The sequence below is a fragment of the Micromonospora ferruginea genome (genome assembly GCF_013694245.2).
In the GTDB taxonomy this organism is placed as follows: Bacteria; Actinomycetota; Actinomycetes; order Mycobacteriales; family Micromonosporaceae; genus Micromonospora; species Micromonospora robiginosa.
In genome coordinates, this window is the sequence record NZ_CP059322.2 from 2,352,583 (window position 1) to 2,372,454 (window position 19,872).

Here is a 19,872-nt window from a genome sequence, read left to right on the forward strand (position 1 = left end):
GCCGGCGGCGCATCGTGAGAGGGGCGCCCGTGCCGCTGCTGAGCTGGCTGGACCGGTCCACCGACGAACGGCCGGACGCGGTCCGGGTCGACGACCGGTCACTGTCCTTGGTGGAGCTGCGTCGCGCGGCCGCCGCGATCGCCGACGAGCTGCACGGGGTACGCCGGGTCGCGGTGCCCGCCACGTCGAGCCTGGAGACCGTGGTCGGTGTGGTCGGCGGGCTGCTGGCCGGCGCGGCGGTGGTGCCGGTGCCCCCGGACGCCGGGCCGGTGGAACGCGACCACGTGCTGCGCGACTCCGCCGCCGAGGTGCTGCTGGCGACGCCCGGGACACCCGCCGTCGACGGTCCCGCCGCGCCGCCGACCCTGCCGGTGGACCTGACCCGCCGCTCGGACACCCGGCACCCCGAGCCGGACCCGGCGGGCACCGCGCTGATCCTCTACACCAGTGGCACCACCGGCGCGCCGAAGGGCGCGGTGCTGTCCCGCCGCGCGGTCGCCGCCTGCCTCGACGGGCTCGCCGACGCCTGGGCCTGGACGCCGGACGACGTGCTGGCGCACGGGCTGCCGCTGTTCCACGTGCACGGGCTGGTGCTCGGCGTGCTCGGCCCGCTGCGGATCGGCGGCCGGCTGCACCACGTCGGCCGGCCCCGCCCCGACCGGTACGCGGGCGCCGGCGGCTCGCTCTACTTCGGCGTACCCACGATCTGGTCGCGGATCGCGGCGGAGCCGGCGGCGGCGCGGGCGCTGCGCGGCGCCCGGCTACTGGTCTCCGGCAGCGCCGCGCTCCCCGAGCCGGTCTTCACCGCGCTCGCCGACCTGACCGGCCACCGCCCGGTCGAGCGGTACGGGATGACCGAGACCCTGATCACGGTGAGCGCGCGGGCGGACGGGCCGCGACGGGCGGGCACGGTCGGCGTGCCGCTGCCCGGCGTGCGCACCCGGGTGGTCGACGAGCGGGGCACGCCGCTGCCCGCCGACGGGGAGAGCATGGGGGAACTCCAGGTCCGCGGGGACACGCTCTTCGACGGCTACCTGAACCGGCCGGACGCCGACGCGGCCGCCCGGAGCGCGGACGGCTGGTTCCGCACCGGCGACGTGGCGACGGTGGGCCCGGACGGCGCCCACCGGATCGTCGGCCGGGCCGCCACCGACCTGATCAAGAGCGGCGGGTACCGGATCGGCGCGGGCGAGGTGGAGGACGCGCTGCTGGCACACCCCGGCGTACGGGAGGCGGCGGTGGTCGGCACGCCGCACCCGGATCTGGGCCAGCAGGTCACCGCGTACGTGGTCGGGGACGGGCTGGGCGAGGCCGAGCTGATCGACTTCGTGGCCCGGCAGCTCTCCGTGCACAAGCGGCCCCGGCAGGTGCGGCTGGTCGACGCGCTGCCCCGCAACGCCATGGGCAAGGTGCAGAAGAGTCGGCTGACCTAGCCTCCCGACGCCGCCGGCACGGTGACGGCGGTGAGCACCAGGCCCCGCTCCACCAGGAACCGGCCGTCGAACGCGGTCAGCTCCACGCCGTCGAGGCGCGGGCCGGGCACCAGCAGCCGGGCGGTGAACGTGCCGGCCGGGTCGACGACGATGTCCGCCTCGGCGAAGTCCAGCCAGCGACCGGTCAGCGGGAACCAGGCCTTGTAGACCGCCTCCTTCGCGCTGAACAGCAGCCGGTCCCAGCAGATGCCGGGGTGGGTGGCGCGCAGCGCGGCGGTCCGGGTGCGCTCGGCCGGCAGCGCGACCGCGTCCAGCACCCCGTCGGGCAGCGGCGCGTGCGGCTCGGCGTCCACGCCGACGCTGCCGAGGGTCCCGGCGCGGGCGAGGGCGGCGCCGCGGTAGCCGTCGCAGTGGGTCATGCTGCCCACGACGCCGGCCGGCCAGCCGGGCGCGCCCCGGACGCCGGGCAGGATCGGCGCGGGCGGCAGGCCCAGCCGGGCCAGCGCCCGCCGGGCGCAGTGCCGGACGGTGGTGAACTCCCGCCGGCGCTTCGGCACCGAGTTCGCGACGACGTGCTCCTCGGCCGGGTGCAGGGCCAGCCCGGCCGGGTCGGTGAAGCACTCCTCCACCACCACGGCCGGCGGCAGGATCCGCTCGATCACGCCCCGGATGGTAGGGCGTGTCCGCCGGCCTGTCCGGCCCGCGGCCGACGGTCAGGGGTCGGGTACGGGGGCATGGGCGCTGCGCCGGATCAGCAGCGACTTGCGGACCCGGCCCTGCGCGCTGCGCGGCAACTCGTCGACGAAGTGCACCCGGCGGGGGCGGGCCGCCGCCGAGAGCAGTCGGCCGACGTGGTCGACGAGCGCCTGGGCGGTGAGCCCGGCCGCCGCGACGACGTAGGCGACGACCTGCTCGCCGAGCGTGCGGTGCGGCGCGCCGACCACCGCCACCTCGTGCACGCCCGGGTGGGCCAGCAGCACCTCCTCGACCTGCCCGGTCGGCACGTGCCGACCGCCGCAGCGCACCACGCCGGTGCCGCCCGGGCCGAGGATCCGGTGGCGGCCGGCCGGGTCCACGGTGGCCAGGTCGCCGGTGGGGTGCCAACCGTCGGCCGGCGGCGCCGAGCCGGGCCGGTCGGCGTACCCGCTGAACGTCGTCGGGCTCCGGACGCTCAGCTCGCCGACCGCGTCGCCGTCGGCGGCCACCGGCCGGCCGGTGTGGTCCAGCACCCGGGTCTGCACGCCGGGCAGCGGGGTGCCCGGGGCGCCGGCCGGGCCGGTGAGGACGACGAGCGTCTCCGTGGTGCCGTACCCCTCCACCGGGTGGTGCGAGGTCAGCACCCGCAGCCGCTCCCCCACGGCGGGCGCCAGCGGGGCGTCGCCGGAGACCAGCATGCGCGCCCGGGACAGCGTCCGGGCCCGGGCCGCGTCGCCGGCGATGCGCGCCCACTGGCGGGGCAACGCCAGGTAGATGGTGCCGGGCGGGCCGGCGGTGGCGTGCCGGTCGAGGTGGACGAAGCGGCTGCCCACCCGCAGCGCGCCGAGCAGGCCGACCACCAGCCCGTACGCCCGGAACAGCGGCGCGCCCTGGACGAGCACGTCCTCGGCGCTCCACCGCCAGGCGGCGGCGAGCAGGTCCAGGTCGGCCGCGATGGCCCGGTGCGAGATGCGCACGCCGCGGGAGAGGCCCCCGACGCCGCCGGTGTAGAGGATCACCGCGTCGCTGGCCGGCAGCGGGTCGGGGTGCGTGGCCCAGGACCGGTCCCGCAGGTCGACCGGGACGAGCGGCAGGGTGGCGTCGCAGGTGGTGGGGCCGAGCAGCACGTCGGCGCGGGACTCGCGCAGGATGCGGTGCCGCTCGGCCGCTTCGGCGCCGGGCGGCAGCGGCACCACCGGCACACCGGCCTGGACGGCGCCGACGATCCCGACCATCGTCTCCAGGTGCGGCTCGGCCTCGACCGCGACCGCCCGGGCGCCCCGGATCCGGTCGGCGACCGCGTTCGCGCAGCCCAGCAGCGCCTCGGCGGAGAGCGTCCGGCCGGCGACACGGAGCGCGTCGGAACGGTCCGCCCCGGACCCCCGCAGCCCGGGCAGGAGCGTCATCGAGCCGGGGCCCGGTGTCTCGGCGGTGGTTGGCAGATCACGCGCGAACCCTTCACGTCACGGGCGCGCCGGCCCGTGGCCGATCCCCCGTCGTGCGGCGGATTGTCGTCCGCCGACCACGGCGGACGGTCCAAAATTAGGCGGCTGATCGACTGCAGACAACCCCTACCCCGGGTGCCCGACGGCGGGCCCGGACGCCGGGTCACCGGCCCGGAGCGGCAGGTGAGGGGCGGAGGGCGAGCGTGGCATGAAACTGGTTCGCGTTGATCGGCGGGCGGCGCCGAAGCGCCCGGGGGCCTGCCCGGAATCGGGTCGTCGAATCGTTCCAGGTCGGCCGCGACACCATCAGGGGGAAGCGGGAAATAACGATTCCGATTTCATTCTTCCGCAGTTACCGAAGGATCCGCTTTCTTTGCCCACACCGTTCCACTGGCCGCCGGGCCGCGAATTTCTTCTTTAACAACAAGTTGCGGCAAAGGGCTTCCAGACGGACTGAAACGGGCAAGTTGGGCGAGGGCCGAAAGTGCGGTGACGGCACCCGGAATCGGTCCGCGACCGCCGGGCGACAATCGAGCAAAAGTGCCGGACCCGCCGCACCGGGCACGTCGGGCGCGGCGACCGGCCAGGCGGCGCGCCGGCGGATCGCCCACCGGCCGCCCACCGCCTGTCGCGGCGCGCCGGTACCCGGGCCGCCCGGTGACGGATGAACAGCGAGAACGCTCTCAAGGAACGGGACGCGGCGCGCGGCCGACCCCCGTCGCCGCACCGGCGCCTCGGACCGGGCCGACCGGCCGGAGCCACCGCGCCCGACGACCGGACCGCCGTTCTCCCCGCGCATTAGCGGCAAGGGTCGGAAAACGTTACCAACCGACCGATCGGACCGTCGGCGTCACGTTCCGGAAGAGCGGGATGACTTTCCGCTGTCACGGCCGGCCGGGGCGCCCTCACCGACCGGCGGCGAGAAGATGCCATGTTTGCTCATCCTTTACATCCTCAGACTTGCCGCCCAATTGCCAGGCTGACATACTCCACCCCATGAATCGGGATCGATAGAGGCGGACCGCGTCGAACCGCCCCTGAATTGCGGGACCGCAGGTGGCGGCGTATTTTCGACGCACGAGACCAGGCGCGACGTTCCGATGAAACGCTCACGTCGTACCATCGTTGCCGGTATTCGCTAATTGGAATGGGTCAAGGATTTGTGGGTCTCTGACTGCTACGGGTGTCACCGGAGACCACGGCGTGCGGCCCGCCGACGGGCCGCCGCGGGGCGGAGGCCCGCCCGATGACGATGGCCGAACGGGACCGGCATCTCGACGTCCTGACCGATCGGCTCGCCGATCTGCTCCACCCGGGCGAGCCCGCACCCGGCCCGGGCCCCGGCCCCATCACGCTGATCACCGGGCCGGTCGGCGCCGGCAAGACCACGCTCCTGCAGGCCTTCGCCCGGCGGTGCGCCGAGGCCGGGGTCACGTTCCTCGGCGCCAGCGCGTCGCGCAGCGAACGCACGGTGCCGCTGGAGGTGGTCCGGCAGCTCGTCCGGCGGGCCACCGTGGACGACGCCGACCGCGACCGGGTCGGCCAGTTGCTGGACCGGGCCGTGCTGCGCTGGGGCGAGACCGCCGACGAGGAGGCGCTCGCCCTGCTGACCGCCGCGATCGGTGGCGAACTGCTCGAACTCGCCGCCCGGGCACCCGCCGTGGTCGCGGTCGACGACGTCCAGCACGCCGACGCGCCGTCGCTGCGGTGCCTCGACCACCTGGTCCGTCGGGTCGTCGGCCTGCCGGTGCTGATCGTGCTGACCGAGGCGCCGCGCACCCGGCCGTGGCACCCCACCGCCTACGCCGAACTGCTCCAGCCCGCCCGGCTGCACCGGGTCCGGCTGCCGCTGCTCACCGCGGACGGGACGTACCGCATCCTGGCCGACCGGCTGGGCGCGCCGGTGGCGCGGCGGGTCGCCGACGAGGCGTACCGGATCAGCGGCGGCAACCCGCTGCTGGTGCACGCGCTGGCCGACGACCACACGGCCGGCGCCGAGACGCCGACGCCCGGCGAGGCGTTCCGGGAGGCGGTGCTGAGCTGCCTCTACCGCTGCGAACACCTGGTGCTCACGACCGCCCGCGCGTTGGCGGTGACCGAGGAGCCGTTGCACGGCCCGCTCCTGCCCCACCTGGTCGACCTCCCGTCCGAGCTGAACCTGCACGCCGTCGACGCGGCCACCAGCGCGGGTCTCGTCGACACCGACGGCCTCCGGCACCCGGCGGTACGGCGGGCGGTGCTGGACGGCACGACGGTGGAGGAACGCGCCCGGTTGCACCGCGCCGCCGCCCAGGTGCTGCACGACGACGGCGCCCCGCCACCGCGGATCGCGCCGCACCTGCTGACCTCCGACGAGCTGACCGAGCCGTGGATGGCGCCGACCCTGCTCGACGCCGGCGAGCACGCGCTGGCCGAGGGCGACGTGGACATCGGCCTCCGTTACCTGCGCCGCGCCAACCGGGACTGCACCGACGAGTGCCTGCGAGCCCGGATCCGCTCCGCCCTGGCCCGCGCCGAGTGGCGTCTGGACCCGCAGGGTGCGGTCCCCCACCTGCTCGGCGTCGCCACCGCCGTGCGCGCCGGGCACCTGGGCACCCGGCAGGCCGCCGGGCCGATCCAGTACCTGCTCTGGCACGGCCAGATCGACCGGGCCGTGGACCTCATCCACCATCTCGGCGAGCGCGCCGACGGCGTCGACGCCCACTCGACCGCCGACCTGATGATCATCAAGGGGTGGATGGCCACGCTCTACCCCGGGGTTCCGCTCGACGGCGCCGCTCCGGCCGGCACCACCCGGGACCCGCTCGCGCTGGCCCGGGTCAAGCACCGGCTGCGCGGCGTCCTCCTACTCGACGCGGTGCTGGGCCGTGGCGACCTCGGCGCGCTGGAGAACGCCGAACGCACGCTGGGGACGCTCGGGCTGGAAGACGAGCCGAGCATGTGGAACGTGGTCTGCGCGGTGATCGCCATGATCTACGCCGACCGGCTCGACCTGGCCGGCGAGTGGTGCGACCGGCTGGACCGGATCGCCTCCGCCCGCCGGCACCGGACGCCACGCGCCCTGCTCACCGCGGTCGCCGCCACCGTCGCGGGCCGACGCGGCGACCTGCGCCGGGCCCGCGAACTCGCCGACTCGGCGCTCCACCGGCTGTCCCCGAAGGGGTGGGGTGTCGTCATCGGCGCGCCGCTCGCCGTTCGACTGTGGACGCTGACCTGCCTCGAGGAGTGGGACGAGGCGGCGGCCTGCCTGCGTACGCCGGTGCCACCGGCGCTGTTCGAGACCCCGTTCGGCCTGCACTACCTGCACGCCCGGGGGGCGCACGCGCTCGCCGCGGGCAGCCCGGAGGCGGCGCTGGCCGACTTCCAACTGTGCGGGCAGTTGATGACCTCGTGGCGGCTCGACCAGGCGGCGCTGGTGCCCTGGCGCACCGAGACGGCGCGGGCGCTGCTGCGGCTGGGCCGCCGGCAGCAGGCCGAGAAGGTGGTCCGGGAGGAGCTGGACCGGCTCCGCCCGGCCGACCTGCGCAACCGGGGCGCCGCGCTGCGGGTACTCGGCGCCGTCCACGAGGGACCGGAACGGATCCGGCACCTGCGGTGCGCGGTCCGGCTGTTGGGCGAGTGCGGGGACCGGGTGGAGCTGGCCCGTGCCCTCGGCGACCTCGGCCAAGCCCAACAGCAGGCCGGTGACCTGCGCGAGGCGCGCAGCACGACGCGGGCCGCCCGGGAACTCGCCGAGGAGTGCGGGATCCCGTTGCTGCGCCCCACCGCCACGGGCCGGGCCACCGCGGCCGGCCGGAGCGCCGCCCCCGATCCGGACTCCGACACCGGGATCCTGCTCACCGGCCTCAACGACGCCGAGTCCCGGGTCGCCGCGCTCGCCGCGCAGGGGCACACCAACCGGGAGATCGCCGAGCGCATGTTCCTCACCGTCAGCGCCATCGAACAGCGCCTGACCCGGATCTACCGCAAGCTCGACGTCAACTCCCGCAGCGAACTGGCCGCCCGGTTGCGGCTCGACCCCTGAGCGGGCCGGCCGGCCATCCCCGTACCCCCTGACGGTTCGTCGTGCCCGGCCACTCGGCCCGCGCGAACCTGGCCGGAGTGTGGTTTCATCTGCTGATCGGCCGTCACCTGTTGTCCATAGAGGCGAAACCCGATCGTCATCCGGTCTGACGGCACCCCCCTTCCGGACGACCGCGCAACCCCTAACGGCCGGTCGGCACCGCAGGTTTACCGCTGAAACCGTGGGGTCCCGGGACCGTTGTCGCACGCCAGAGCCGGTGCCAGACTCGCCTTCAGCCGGAACGTCTCGTCCGACGACATGCTCCGGTGGGGAGGATTCCGAGTCCACCCGGCCGGCGGCCCGGCGCGCTCCACCCCTGTCCCGCGACCGGGACGGGTGTGGTGGAGGGGCCGCCGACGGCACCGGGCGGAGCGGCCAGCCGACGGCGGTGACCCCGTCGTGGCACCGCCGACGAGAAGGGCTGACAGGACACGTGCTGGTACAGCGAGAGGAACAGCTCACCCTGCTGCGCGAGACCTTCCAGAACTGCGAACGGCAGCGGAAGGGACACGTCTCGCTCGTCACCGGCGCGGTGGGCAGCGGCAAGACGAGCGTGCTGGAGTCGTTCGGCGACTGGGCGGCCACCGCCGGCGGCCGGGTGCTCAGCGCGACCGCGTCGCGGACCGAACGCGGACTGCACCTGGGGGTGCTGGGCCAGCTCCTGCAGGGGCCACGGTTCGACCCCGACACCGGGATCCGGGTGGAGCGCCTGCTGCGCGACTCCCCGGCCGCCTCGCCGGAGGCCGGGCGCGACGGCGGCGAGGACCCCGCCGACCAGGTGTGGGCGCCGGTGCTGCACGGCCTGTTCAGCACGCTGCTCGACCTGGCCGAGTCGGAGCCGCTCGTGCTGACCGTCGACGACGTGCACCACGCCGACCCGGCGTCGCTGCACTGCCTGCTCTACGTCGCCCGCCGGCTGCGGCACATCCCGATCATGGTGGTGCTGGCCGAGGCCCGCACGCTGCGCCCGTCGCACCCGCACTTCCGGGCCGAGCTGTTCAGCCAGCCCCACTTCACCCGGATCACCCTGCCGCCGCTGACCGTCGAGGCGATCGCCCGGCTGGTCGACGACGACGTCGAACCGGCGGCCCGCGAGGCCGCCGAGCGGTGCCTGCGGATGACCGGCGGCAACCCGCTGCTCACCCGGGCGCTGATCGAGGAACGGCCCCGGTCGGCGACGGACGAGGAACCGACCGCGGACGCGGCCCTCGGCGACGCGTTCGACCAGGCGGTGCTCGGCTGCCTGTACCGGCACGAGCCGGGCGTGCGCCGGGTCGCGCAGGCGATGGCGGTGCTGGACCGGCCGGGCGGACCGGCGGACCTGCTCGGCCACCTGCTCGACGTGGTGCCGGAGTCGGTCACCCCGATGGTCAGCATGCTGCGCACCACCGGCCTGTTGGACCAGGACCGGCTGCGGCACCCGCGGATCCGGCGGTCCATCCTGGCCGACATGTCCGTCGACGAACGACGCGGCCTGCACCAGCGGGCCGCCGAGGTGCTGCACGAGCACGGCGTCGAGCCGGGTGACGTGGCCGAGCACCTGGTCGCCGCCGGCTGGGCGGAGGCCGGGTGGACGGTGCCGGTGCTGCACGACGCCGCCGCCCAGGCGCTCGCCGCCGGCCGGCCCGACGTGGCCGCCGGCTGCCTGCGCCTGGTCGGGCGCGCCGAGGTGGACGACGACCAGCGGGTCGCCATCACCGCCATGCAGGTCAGCGCCCGCTGGCAGATCAACCCCCTGGCCGTCAACGGCCAGCTCGACCAGCTCGTCGACGCGGCCCGGTCCGGTGGCTGGCCGACCCACGCCGCCCTGTCCGCCGTGCCGTACCTGCTGTGGCAGGGACGGGCCGAGGAGGTCGAGGAGGCGATCACCGGCTGCGCCGGCGACGACGAGCAGGCCCACGCCGCCGGTCGCCGGCGGATGATGCACCTGCTGCTGGGGCTCTCCCACCCGGAGCACCTGGCCGCCGTACGGGAGGCGGCGGCCGCGCCCCGGACCGCGCTGCTGGCCGGCGGATCCTCGCCCGCCCAGGCGCTGGGCCTGGTCGGCGCGGCGCTGACGCCGACCGGCGACCACGACACGGTGGCCGCCGCCGACCACCTGCTGCACCGCCACCACGCCGACGACGGCATGCTCCCGCTGCTGACCGCGCCGCTGCTGGCGCTGCTCTGGGCCGGTCGCGCCGACCGGGTGGCCGCCTGGACGGCGGTCCTGCTGGAGCGGCCGGCCGCGCGGCACGCCCCGATCTGGCGGGCCGTGCTGCGGGCGCTGCGCGCCGAGGCGGCGCTGCGGCTGGGCGACCTGACCGTGGCCGAGCAGCAGGCCCGTACCGCGCTCGACGACCTGCCGGTGGCCGCCTGGGGAGTCGCCGCGGCGGGTCCGCTGGCCACGCTGATCGCCTGCGCCACCGAGTCCGGGCGGCACGCCGAGGCGGACCGCTGGCTGGCGCAGAGCGTCCCGGCCGGCGCCTTCCGCACCCCGCTCGGGCTGCACTACCTGGCCGCACGGGCCCGCCACCACCTGGCGCTCGGGCGGGCCCACGCGGCCACCACCGACCTGCGCCGGTGCGGCGAACTGATGCGCGCCTGGGGCGTGGACGTGGCCGGGCTGGTGCCCTGGCGGCTGGAGCTGGCCCGGGTGCAGCTCGCCGTGGGCAACAAGGCGCACGCCACCCAACTGCTGCAGGAGCAGTTGCGGGCGCCGCACGGGGTGGACGACCGTACCCGGGGCCGGGCGCTGCGGCTGCTCGCCGGCACCGCCGCGCCGGACCACCGGCGCAAGCTGCTCTCCGAGGCGGTGAACCTGTTGCAGGGCTGCGGTGACCGGCTCGAACTGGTCCGGGCGCTCGGCGACACCGGGCAGACGCTGCAACGGGCGGGCGACTCGGCGCAGGCGCGGCTGCTGGTCCGCCGGGCATACCAACTGGCCCAGGACTGCGGCGCCTCGGTGCTGGCGCAGCGGCTGGTCCGGCGCGAGCCGGGCGGCGTGCCGGCGGGTCCGCCGGCCGAGGCGCCGGAGCCGGAGGACGGCCTCAGCGAGGCCGAACGCCGGGTGGCGGCGCTCGCCGCGCAGGGCCACACCAACCGGCAGATCTCCAGCAAGTTGTTCATCACGGTGAGCACCGTGGAGCAGCACCTGACCCGGGTCTACCGCAAGCTCGACGTCAAGCGCCGTTCGGACCTGCCGGCCCGGCTGGTGGCCTTCGCCGAGCCGCTGGGCGAGGAGATCCAGCCCGCCGCGTCCTGACCACCCACGTGTAAGGCGGGGGCCCTTGTTAACACCGAGGTGTTAACAAGGGCCCCCGCCTCTACCGAAAGCGTTAAGAAGGGCCCCCGCCTTCTAGCTCAGCACGAGGTCGGCGGCGGCGGTGACCCCGCCGGCGCGGCGCAGGCAGTCGCGCCAGCGGGCGGCACGGTCGCGGAACGACGGCTCGGCCAGCAGCCGGCGCAGCTTGCCGACGACGTCGTCGACGTCGAGCGGGTCCTCGTGCTCGACCGCCAGCGCCACGCCGGCGTCGACCACCCGCACCGCCCCGTCGTAGCAGTCGAACCAGAACGGCATCACGAGCTGCGGCACCCCGAACCAGGCCGCCTCGTGGATCGCGTTCGCGGCGGCGTGGTTGAAGAAGACCCGCACGTGCGGGTGCGCCAGCACCTCCACCTGCGACGGCAGCCACGACTCGACGCGCAGGTTGGCCGGCAGCTCGCCGGCCGGCGGCAGCAACCCGTGCCGGGCGGCCGGCAGCTTCCACAGCACCTGGTGCTCCGGCCCGAGCCGGGCGGCCACCTCGACCAGCGCCGCCACCTGCGCGGCGGTCGGGCGCATGATGGTGCCGAAGCCGACGTAGACCACCGACTCGTGGGCGTCGAGCCAGGCGCGCAGCTCGGCGCCGTCCGGGCTCGGCACGATCTCCCGGGGCACCATCGAGCCCACCATGCGCAGCGTCGCCGGCGCGGTGTCGAACGGGTACTCCAGCCCGAACACGGTGTAGGCGAGCAACGCCTCCGCCGCCTCGGCGTACTGCGAGGGGCGCAGCTCCACGTTGCGGATGCCGGCGTCCGCGCGCCGCGCGGCGGCGGCGGTGCTGCGGGCCAGCCGCTCCGGCTCGGTGAGCGTGGCCACCAGCGCGGCGCGGTAGCGGTCGTTCGCCGCCCGCTGGCTGGGGTTCATCGCCAGCGGGAGCCCGGACAACGACATCGGGTACGCCGGCGGCAGGCTGTCCTGGAGGAAGTTCGACGGTGGCACCGTGACACTGATGACGAACGGCACCCCGCGGGTGGTGGCCGCGTCCAGGCCGAACGAGGCGAACGAGTCCACCACCGCCCGCGCCGGCCGCACCTCGTCGATGACCGCCAGGCACCGCTCGTACAGCTCGTGCAGGTGGTCGAAGTCGGTGGAGGCGTCGACGTAGCTGGCGAAGTTCACCACCCGGGAGCCGGTGGACATCCGGCGGTGCGTCTCGTCGTCCCAGTGCTCCGGGCGGACCTCCACCCGGGGCGGGCCGAGCGAGACGAACCGCACGTCACCGTCGCCGGGCAGGGCCTCGATCTCGGCCCGTCGCTCGTCGGTGCAGGCGAACCGGACCGGTCGGGTGGCGCGGCGCTTCAGCTCACCGGCCAGCGTGAGCAGCGGGTTGAACAGCCCGGCGCTGCCGGAGCTGACCAGCAGCAGCGGTCCGTCGTCGGGGTTCATCGCGGCCGGCCCCTAGTCCATCGCCCGGCGCATGAAGCCGCGGATGCCGACGGCGGTGAACACCACGAACACCCCGGCGAGCACGACCAGGTCCAGCCAGAGCGGCACCGACTGGACGCCGGGCGGCGCGACCAGCGAACGGGTGGCCTCGCTGACGTAGGTGAGCGGGTTGACCGCGCAGACGACCTGGAACCAGGGCAGCGAGTCCAGCGCCCGCAGCGGGAACTGGGTGGCGCCGGTGAACATCAGCGGCGTCAGCGTGACCGTGAACATGATCTGGATCCGGTGCGGCGGGACCAGGGTGCCGAACGTCAGGCCGAGGGCGGCGCCGACCATCGCGCCGGCGGCCAGCACGCCGATCACCGGCAGCAACGTGGACAGCGGCCAGGTGACGCCGAGGATCAGCATCCCGACCGGGATGAGCACCAGGCCGGCGACCAGCCCCCGGATCGCACCGAAGACGATCTTCTCGAACGCGACCAGCGGGATCGCCATCGGCGACAGCAGCCGGTCCTCGATCTCCCGGGTGAAGGAGAAGTCCATCACCATCGGCAGCGCGGTGTTCTCCAGCCCGATCAGGAACGCGTTGAGCGCGATGACGCCGGGCAGCAGCACGTTGGCGAAGTCGTCGCTGGCGTAGCCGAGGTCCTTGAGCACCTTGCCGAAGATCAACAGCATGAACAGCGGCTGGAGGAACACCTGGGCCAGGAACCCGCCCAGCTCCCGGCTGGTGACGAACATGTCGCGCCACAACACCGCCCGGAACGTGGTGAGCTGGTCGCGCAGGCGTACCGGCGGGGGTGCGGTGACGGCCGGCGGCGCCGGCACGGCGGGGGCGGTGACGGTCACCGAAGGTCCCTTCCGGTCAGGTGGATGAAGACGTCCTCCAGGCTGGGCTGGCCGACGCTGAGGTCACGGACCTCGCAGCCGAGGTCGGTGAGGACCTTCAACGCCATCGGCACGGCGTTGGCCGGCGCGCCGGCGGTGTAGACCCGGAACGACAGCGGCGCGTCCGGGTCCTCCGGCGTCGGCATCGGCGGCATGCCGGGGAACATCGGCATCTCCGCACCGCCCGCGCGCAGCCGTTCGACGCGTTCCACGTCCGGCACGTCGGTCAGCGCGGTCTGGACCGCCTCGGCCGGGGCGCCGGGCGCGACCGCCAGGGTCAGCGTGCTGCTGCCGGGCAGCGTCCGGGTCAGCGCGGTCGGCGTGTCCAGGGTGAGCAGCTTGCCGTGGTCGACGATGCCGACCCGGTCGCAGAGCTTCTCCGCCTCCTCCATGTCGTGCGTGGTCACCACGACGGTGACCCCGGACCGCTTCAGGTCGGCGATCCGCTCGTGCACGAACAGCCGGGACTGCGGGTCGAGGCCGGCGGACGGCTCGTCGAGGAAGAGCACCCGGGGGGCGTGCATCAACGCCCGGGCGATCATGGCGCGCTGGGCCAGGCCGCCGGAGAGGAAGTCGGTGCGGGCCTTCGCGAAGTCCTTCAGGCCCATCTGTTCCAGCAGCTCGTCGGCCCGGCGGGTGCGGCGGGACCGGGACATCCGGTGGTACGCGGAGTGGAACAGCAGGTTCTGCCGGACGGTGAGCGACCGGTCCAGGTTGACCCGCTGCGGCACCACCGCGAGCAGTTGCCGGGCCACGGCCGGCGCGCGGGACACGTCCGCGCCGCAGACCAGGGCGCGACCGGAGGTGGCCCGCACCCGGGTCGTCAGCACCCCGATCGTCGTGGTCTTGCCCGCGCCGTTCGGCCCGAGCAGACCGAAGACCTCGCCCGCGGCGACCGAGAAACTCAGTCCGTCCACCGCCGGCGGCATGTCGGGCCGGTATCTCTTGACCAGCCCGTCGACCACCACTGCCTCGTCCACGTCGTCATGCTCCCGTCCTGGTTCCTGGTAAGACAGTTGTCCGCCACCGCGATAGGGGGCGTTAGGGGCAGCCAAGGGGCGGCCTCACAGCCCGCGCTCCGCGAGCCATCCGTCGACCGTGGCGGCGAGTTCCGGGCCGCGTTCGCCGACCATGGTGAAGTGGTCCCCGGCCGCGTCCCGGGTCTCGTGCGGGTACGGCCACACCGACTTCCACCCGCCGGGTTCCCCGGTCCACTCCCCCAGCGGCTCGCCGGCGCGTACGAGCAGCGTCGGCGCGGCCATCGGCGTGGGGTTCCAGTCCAGGAACAGTGGCAGGTAGCCGGCCCACGCGGTGGCCCGGTGGTCGTCCATCGGGGTGTACGCGCTGTCCCGCTCGACCATCCCGTCGAGCAACTGCGCGGTCCAGCCGCCGAGCACCTCGCTGCCGGCCGGGTAGGTGTCCATCAGCACCACCGCGGCCGGCGGCCGGCCCTGCCGGTCCAGCTCGGCGGCGAGCAGGTTGGCCACCATGGCGCCGCCGGAGTGGCCGGCCAGCACGAAGTCGCCGGACCCGACCGCGCGCAGCACGGTGTCCGCGTGCACCCGCAGCAGCGCGTCGAGGTCGGCGGGCAACTCCTCGCCGACGCCGAAACCGGGGTTGGGCAGCGCCCACACGTCCCGCCGGCCACGCATGCCGGCGGCGACCCGGGCGTACTCGTGCGCGCCGGAGAGCAGCGACATGGTGCAGCAGCAGACCACCGGCGTGGCCGGGCCGTCGGCCAGCCGCATGATGCCGGCCGGCCGGGTCAGCTCCTCCGGACCGGTGAAGCTGGGCCGGAACTGCGCCAGTTTCACCAGCAGCTCGGCGTATCCGGCCGCGTCGGCGCGCGCCTTGGGCTGGCGGAACAGCCCGCCGAGCAGGCCGCCCGCGCCGTCCGGCGTCGCCGCGTCGGCGGGCGCGTCGGCGGCCTGACCGCCGAGGATCGCGCCGAGCAGGTGCCCGGCCAGCGCGACCGGGGTGGGGTGGTCGAAGAGCAGCGTGGCGGACAGCTCGGCGCCGGTCTCCTGGCGCAGCGCGTCGCGCAGTTCCAGCGCGGTGAGCGAGTCGAAGCCCAGCTCCAGGAAGTCGCGGTCCGGCTCGACCGCGCCCGGGCCGGCGTGCCCGAGGACGGTGGCCGCCTGCGCCCGGACCAGGTCCAGCAGGATCCGCTGCCGGTCACCGGCGGGCACGGCGGCCAGTCGGTCGCGCAGCGCGGTCGCCGGGTCGGAGCCGGTCCCGCCGGCCGGCGCGGCCGGGTCGGTCCCGGCGGCGTCGGGCACGCCCCGCAGCAGCGGGGCCGGGCGGACCGCGGTGAACGCGGGCACGAACGCCGGCCAGTCGACGTCCGCGACGGCGACCTCGCCGCCGCCGGCGGCGACGGCCCGGTCCAGCGCGTCGAGGGCCACGCCGGGGTCCAGCGGGCGGACGCCCCGGCGGCGCAACTGCTCCGGGTCGGTGGCCTCGCCGTGCCACGGCGCCCACGCCAGCACCGTGGCCGGCCGGCCGGCGGCGCGGCGGCGGGCGGCGAGGGCGGCCAGGCCGGCGCCGGTCGCGGCGGTGACCGCGGCGCCGCCGCTGCCCCAGGTGGCGGCCGTGGAGACGAAGATCAGGAACTCGTCGACCGGATGGTCGGCGCAGGCGGCGTCGAGGCTTGCCACCGCGGCCAGGTGCGCGCCGACGGCCTCGGCCAGCCGGTCCGGGTCGGCCGCCGCGACCGGCTCACCGGCCCCGCCGGCGTCGGCCACGTGCAGCACGGTACGCACCGGCGTGCCGGCCGCGGCCAGCCGCGCCAACGCGGCGGCCAGCGCGTCCGGGCCGTCCACGGTGGTCACCTCGACGCCGCACACGGTGGTCCGCTCGACGCCGTCCAGCATGGTCCGCTCGACGCCGTCGACGGTGGCCCGTTCGACGCCGTCCTGGTCGGCCCGGTCGGTGCCGTCGACGGTGGCCCGTTCGACGCCATCCGGGTCGGCCCGGCCGGCGCCGGCCGGCAGGGGTGGCCCGGCCAGCAGCAGGTGGGTCGCGCCCGACTCGGCGAGCCGGCGCAGCAGGTGCGGGCGGCGGACCGGGGCGTCGCCGTGCACCAGCACCGCGCCCGCCGGCCGCCACGGCTCCACGGCGCCGGCCGGTGCGCGTTCCAGCCGGCGGGCGCGCAGGCCGCCGGCCCGGATCGCGAGCTGGTCCTCCACGCCGTCCCCGGCCACCACGCGGGCGAGCAGGGCGGCGTCCGGGCCGGCGGGTGCGGCGGGCAGGTCCAGCAGGCCGCCCCAGAGCCGGGGGTGTTCCAGGGCGAGCACCCGGCCGAGTCCCCACCCGGTCGCGACCGCCGGGTCGGGTGCCGGGTCGTCGGCGTCGACCGCGACCGCGCCCCGGGTGACGCACCACAGCGGCGCGGTGACTCCGGCGTCGGTGAGCGCCCGCACCAGGGCGACGGTGCCGGCGAGGACGTGCGCGCCGGCCGCCGTCGCACCGGTGTCCGCCGGCTCGTGGACGGCGGCGACGGCGGGCAGCAGTGAGATCACCCGGACCGGGGTGACCGTGTCGAGGCGCTCCCGCAGCGCGCCGGTCGCCACCGGCACCGGGTCCAGGCCCTCGGCGCGTACCGCGTCGGCGACGGTGTCGAGCAGGTCGCCGGGCGTACCCACGATCAGGCACGGCCCGGTCGGCGCGGCGCCGGCCGGCGGCTCGACCGGGGTCCAGCCGGTCCGGTAGCGCAGCCCGTCCAGGGTGGCGGTCCGGCGGCGGCGGTCGCGGTAGCCGGTGAGCGCCGGCAGCAGGTCGCCGAGCGGGCCGGTGGCGGCGTCGCCGTCGAGGCCGAGCAGGGCGGCCAGGGCGGCCGGGTCGCCGCCCTCGGCGGTGGACCAGAACTCGCCGTCCGCCGGGTCGGCGGGGCGCGGGGCCAGGTCGAACCGGATCGGGTCGGGCCAGAACCGCTCGTGCTGGAACGCGTACGTGGGCAGGTCGACCCGGGTGGCGTCGGTGCCGGCGAACAGCGCGGGCCAGCGTACGGCCGCGCCGCGCAGGTCCACGGCGGCGAGCGCGGCGAGCAGGCCGGCCGGTTCGGACAGCTCGCGCCGGGCGGCCGGTACGAACGCGGCCGGCTCGGCGTCGGGCAGGCACTCGCGGGCCAGCGCGGTCAGCGCGGCGTCCGGGCCGAGGTCCAGGAAGGTGCCGGTTCCGGCGGCGGCGAGCGTGGCCACCGCCGTGGAGAAGCGCACCGTGTCGCGCACGTGCTCGACCCAGTAGCCCGGGTCGGTGGCCTGCGCGTCGGTGAGCGGCCGGCCGGTGCGGTCGGAGACCAGCGGCACGCTCGGCGGCTGCCAGGTGAGTTTCTCCGCGACCACCCGGAAGTCGGCCAGCATGTCGTCCATCCGGGCCGAGTGGAACGCGTGGCCGACCCGGAGCCGGCGGGTCCGGCGGCCCTGCGCGGCGAGCCGCTCGCCGGCGGCGAGCACCGCGTCCTCGTCGCCGGAGAGCACCACCGACTCGGGGCCGTTCACCGCGGCCAGCGCGACCCGCGCGTCGAGCAGCGGCGTCACCTCGGCGGCGGAGGCGCGGACCGCGAGCATCGCGCCGCCGGCCGGCAGCGCCTGCATGAGCCGGGCCCGCGCGGCCACCAGCGTGGCCGCGTCCGGCAGCGACAGCACGCCGGCGACGTGCGCGGCGGCCAGTTCGCCGACGGAGTGGCCGAGCAGGTGCGCCGGGCGCAGGCCGAGCGCGGTGACCAGCCGGTACGCGGCCACCTGGTAGGCGAAGAGCGCGGGCTGGGTCCACTCGGTGCGGTCCAGCAGCGCCGCCTCACCGGTGCCCGGCGCGGCGAACGCCACCTCGCGCAGCGGGCGGCTCAGGTGCCTGTCGAGTTCGGCGGCCACCTCGTCGAACGCGGCGGCGAAGACCGGGAACCGGCGGTGCAGTTCGGCACCCGCGCCGGGCCGCTGGGCGCCCTGCCCGGGGAAGAGGACGGCGAGCTTGCCGGCGGCGCGGGCCACGCCGCGGACCACGCCGGGGGCGGGGCGTTCCTCGGCGACCGCGCGCAGCCCGGCGACGAGCCCGGCCGGGTCGTCGCCGGTGACCGCGGCCCGGTGCGGCAGCGCGGCCCGCGTGGTGAGCAGCGCGTACGCCACGTCGGCCGGGCGCAGGTCGGGGTGGGCGTCGAGGTGCTCCAGCAGCCGGCGGGCCTGCCCGGCGAGCGCCGCCCCGGAGCGCGCGGAGACCACCCACGGCACCGGCGGGGCGGGGTGTCCGGCGACCGGGCCCGGCGGCTCCTCGACCTGTTCGATGACGGCGTGCGCGTTGGTGCCGGAGACGCCGAACGCGGACACGCCGGCCCGGCGGGGGCGGCCGGTCGCCGGCCACTCCCGTGCCTCGGTCAGCAGCTCCACCGCGCCGGCCGCCCAGTCGACGTGCGGGGTGGGCCGGTCGACGTGCAGCGTGGCCGGGAGCCGGCCGTGCCGCATGGCGAGGACCATCTTGATGATCCCGGCGACACCGGCGGCGGCCTGGGTGTGGCCGATGTTCGACTTCACCGACCCGAGCAGCAGCGGCGTGGACCGCTCCTGCCCGTACGTGGCGAGCAGCGCCTGCGCCTCGATCGGGTCACCGAGCGTGGTGCCGGTGCCGTGCGCCTCCACCGCGTCCACGTCGGCTGCGGTGAGCCCGGCGTTGGCCAGCGCGGCCCGGATGACCTTCCGCTGGGCGGGGCCGTTGGGGGCGGTGAGGCCGCTGCTGGCGCCGTCCTGGTTGACCGCGGTGCCGCGGACCACGGCGAGCACCGGGTGGCCGTGGCGGCGGGCGTCGGAGAGCCGTTCGACGAGCAGCATGCCGACGCCCTCGGACCAGCCGGTGCCGTCGGCGGCGGCGGCGAACGACTTGCACCGGCCGTCGGTGGACAGGCCGCGCTGCCGGGAGAACTCCACGAACACGGTGGGGGTGGCCATCACGGACACGCCGCCGGCCAGCGCCAGCGTGCACTCCCCCAGCCGCAGCGCCTGGCAGGCGAGGTGCAGCGCGACGAGCGACGACGAGCAGGCGGTGTCCACGGTGACCGCCGGCCCCTCCAGGCCCAGCGCGTACGCGATCCGGCCGCTGGCCACCGCCGCCGCGCTGCCGGTGCCGAGGTAGCCCTCGACGCCGCCGCCGACGCCGGTGAGCAGCGCCGCGTAGTCGCCCTGGCTGCTGGTGGCCGCGTACACGCCGGTGGGCGCGCCGCGCAGGGCGGTGGGGTCGACGCCGGCGGACTCGAACGCCTCCCACGCGGTCTCCAGCAGCAGCCGCTGCTGCGGGTCCATGGCGAGCGCCTCACGGGGGCTGATGCCGAAGAACGCCGGGTCGAAGTCGCCGGCCTCGGGCAGGAAGCCGCCGTCGCGGACGTAGGAGGTGCCCCGGCTGGCCGGGTCGGTGTCGTAGAGCGCGTCGAGGTCCCAGCCCCGGTCGGCGGGGAACGGCGCCATCGCGTCGCGGCCGGCGTCGACCAGCTCCCAGAGCTGCCCGGGTGAGCGCACGCCGCCGGGGAAGCGGCAGCTCATCCCGATGATCGCCACCGGCTCGGTGAGCCGGTCGGCGAGCTGCTGGTTCTGCTGCTTGAGTTTCTGGTTGTCCAGCAGCGACGCGCGCAGCGCGCCGACCACCTCGTCCAGCGAGACGCTCATCGGGCCCTCC

At 76.0% G+C, this 19,872-nt stretch carries 9 protein-coding genes; 3 read left to right on the forward strand and 6 right to left on the reverse strand.

The features are described 5' to 3' along the window. The first annotated feature begins 29 nt into the window (after positions 1-29). Positions 30-1,433 (forward strand): acyl-CoA synthetase, encoded by a 1,404-nt coding sequence (locus tag H1D33_RS10480; RefSeq protein ID WP_181568250.1) that lies wholly within the window; start codon positions 30-32, stop codon positions 1,431-1,433. On the opposite strand, the gene H1D33_RS10485 is transcribed toward H1D33_RS10480, so the two are convergent. Together H1D33_RS10485 and H1D33_RS10490 are read right to left on the reverse strand one after the other, a co-directional pair. Beyond that, positions 1,430-2,095 (reverse strand): 4'-phosphopantetheinyl transferase family protein, encoded by a 666-nt coding sequence (locus tag H1D33_RS10485; protein WP_181568249.1) that lies wholly within the window; start codon positions 2,093-2,095, stop codon positions 1,430-1,432. The genes H1D33_RS10480 and H1D33_RS10485 overlap by 4 nt on opposite strands. Before the next feature lie 51 nt (positions 2,096-2,146). Beyond that, the gene (locus H1D33_RS10490; RefSeq protein WP_181568248.1) at positions 2,147-3,535 is read right to left on the reverse strand and encodes an AMP-binding protein; all 1,389 of its coding nucleotides are present in this window, start codon (positions 3,533-3,535) and stop codon (positions 2,147-2,149) included. A gap of 1,285 nt (positions 3,536-4,820) precedes the next feature. Here H1D33_RS10490 and H1D33_RS10495 point away from each other — a divergent pair. Both H1D33_RS10495 and H1D33_RS10500 read left to right on the forward strand, forming a co-directional pair. Continuing rightward, positions 4,821-7,598 (forward strand): AAA family ATPase, encoded by a 2,778-nt coding sequence (locus H1D33_RS10495; protein ID WP_181568247.1) that lies wholly within the window; start codon positions 4,821-4,823, stop codon positions 7,596-7,598. Positions 7,599-8,070: 472 nt separating this feature from the next. Then, positions 8,071-10,881, forward strand: a complete 2,811-nt coding sequence (locus tag H1D33_RS10500) for an AAA family ATPase (RefSeq protein ID WP_181568246.1) — start codon at positions 8,071-8,073, stop codon at positions 10,879-10,881. A gap of 93 nt (positions 10,882-10,974) precedes the next feature. Here H1D33_RS10500 and H1D33_RS10505 read toward each other — a convergent pair whose 3' ends face one another. From H1D33_RS10505 to H1D33_RS10520, 4 genes are all read right to left on the reverse strand, one after another. Continuing rightward, positions 10,975-12,327, reverse strand: coding sequence for a glycosyltransferase (locus H1D33_RS10505; protein ID WP_181568245.1), 1,353 nt, complete (start codon positions 12,325-12,327; stop codon positions 10,975-10,977). Between the two features lie 12 nt (positions 12,328-12,339). Then, positions 12,340-13,176, reverse strand: coding sequence for an ABC transporter permease (locus H1D33_RS10510; RefSeq protein WP_181568244.1), 837 nt, complete (start codon positions 13,174-13,176; stop codon positions 12,340-12,342). Beyond that, on the reverse strand, positions 13,173-14,195 hold the full coding sequence (locus H1D33_RS10515) for an ABC transporter ATP-binding protein (RefSeq protein WP_181568243.1): 1,023 nt from the start codon (positions 14,193-14,195) through the stop codon (positions 13,173-13,175). Before H1D33_RS10515 ends, H1D33_RS10510 begins: the two co-directional genes overlap by 4 nt. Before the next feature lie 84 nt (positions 14,196-14,279). Beyond that, positions 14,280-19,862: a type I polyketide synthase gene (locus H1D33_RS10520; RefSeq protein WP_181568242.1), complete on the reverse strand. Its 5,583-nt coding sequence runs from the start codon at positions 19,860-19,862 to the stop codon at positions 14,280-14,282. Positions 19,863-19,872: the final 10 nt, after the last annotated feature.

Coding starts and splice junctions, on each gene's coding strand:
- H1D33_RS10490 (WP_181568248.1), bottom strand. CDS start 3,535: ATGACGCTCCTGCCCGGGCTGCGGGGGTCCGGGGCGGACCGTTCCGAC.
- H1D33_RS10495 (WP_181568247.1), top strand. CDS start 4,821: ATGACGATGGCCGAACGGGACCGGCATCTCGACGTCCTGACCGATCGG.
- H1D33_RS10505 (WP_181568245.1), bottom strand. CDS start 12,327: ATGAACCCCGACGACGGACCGCTGCTGCTGGTCAGCTCCGGCAGCGCC.
- H1D33_RS10520 (WP_181568242.1), bottom strand. CDS start 19,862: ATGAGCGTCTCGCTGGACGAGGTGGTCGGCGCGCTGCGCGCGTCGCTG.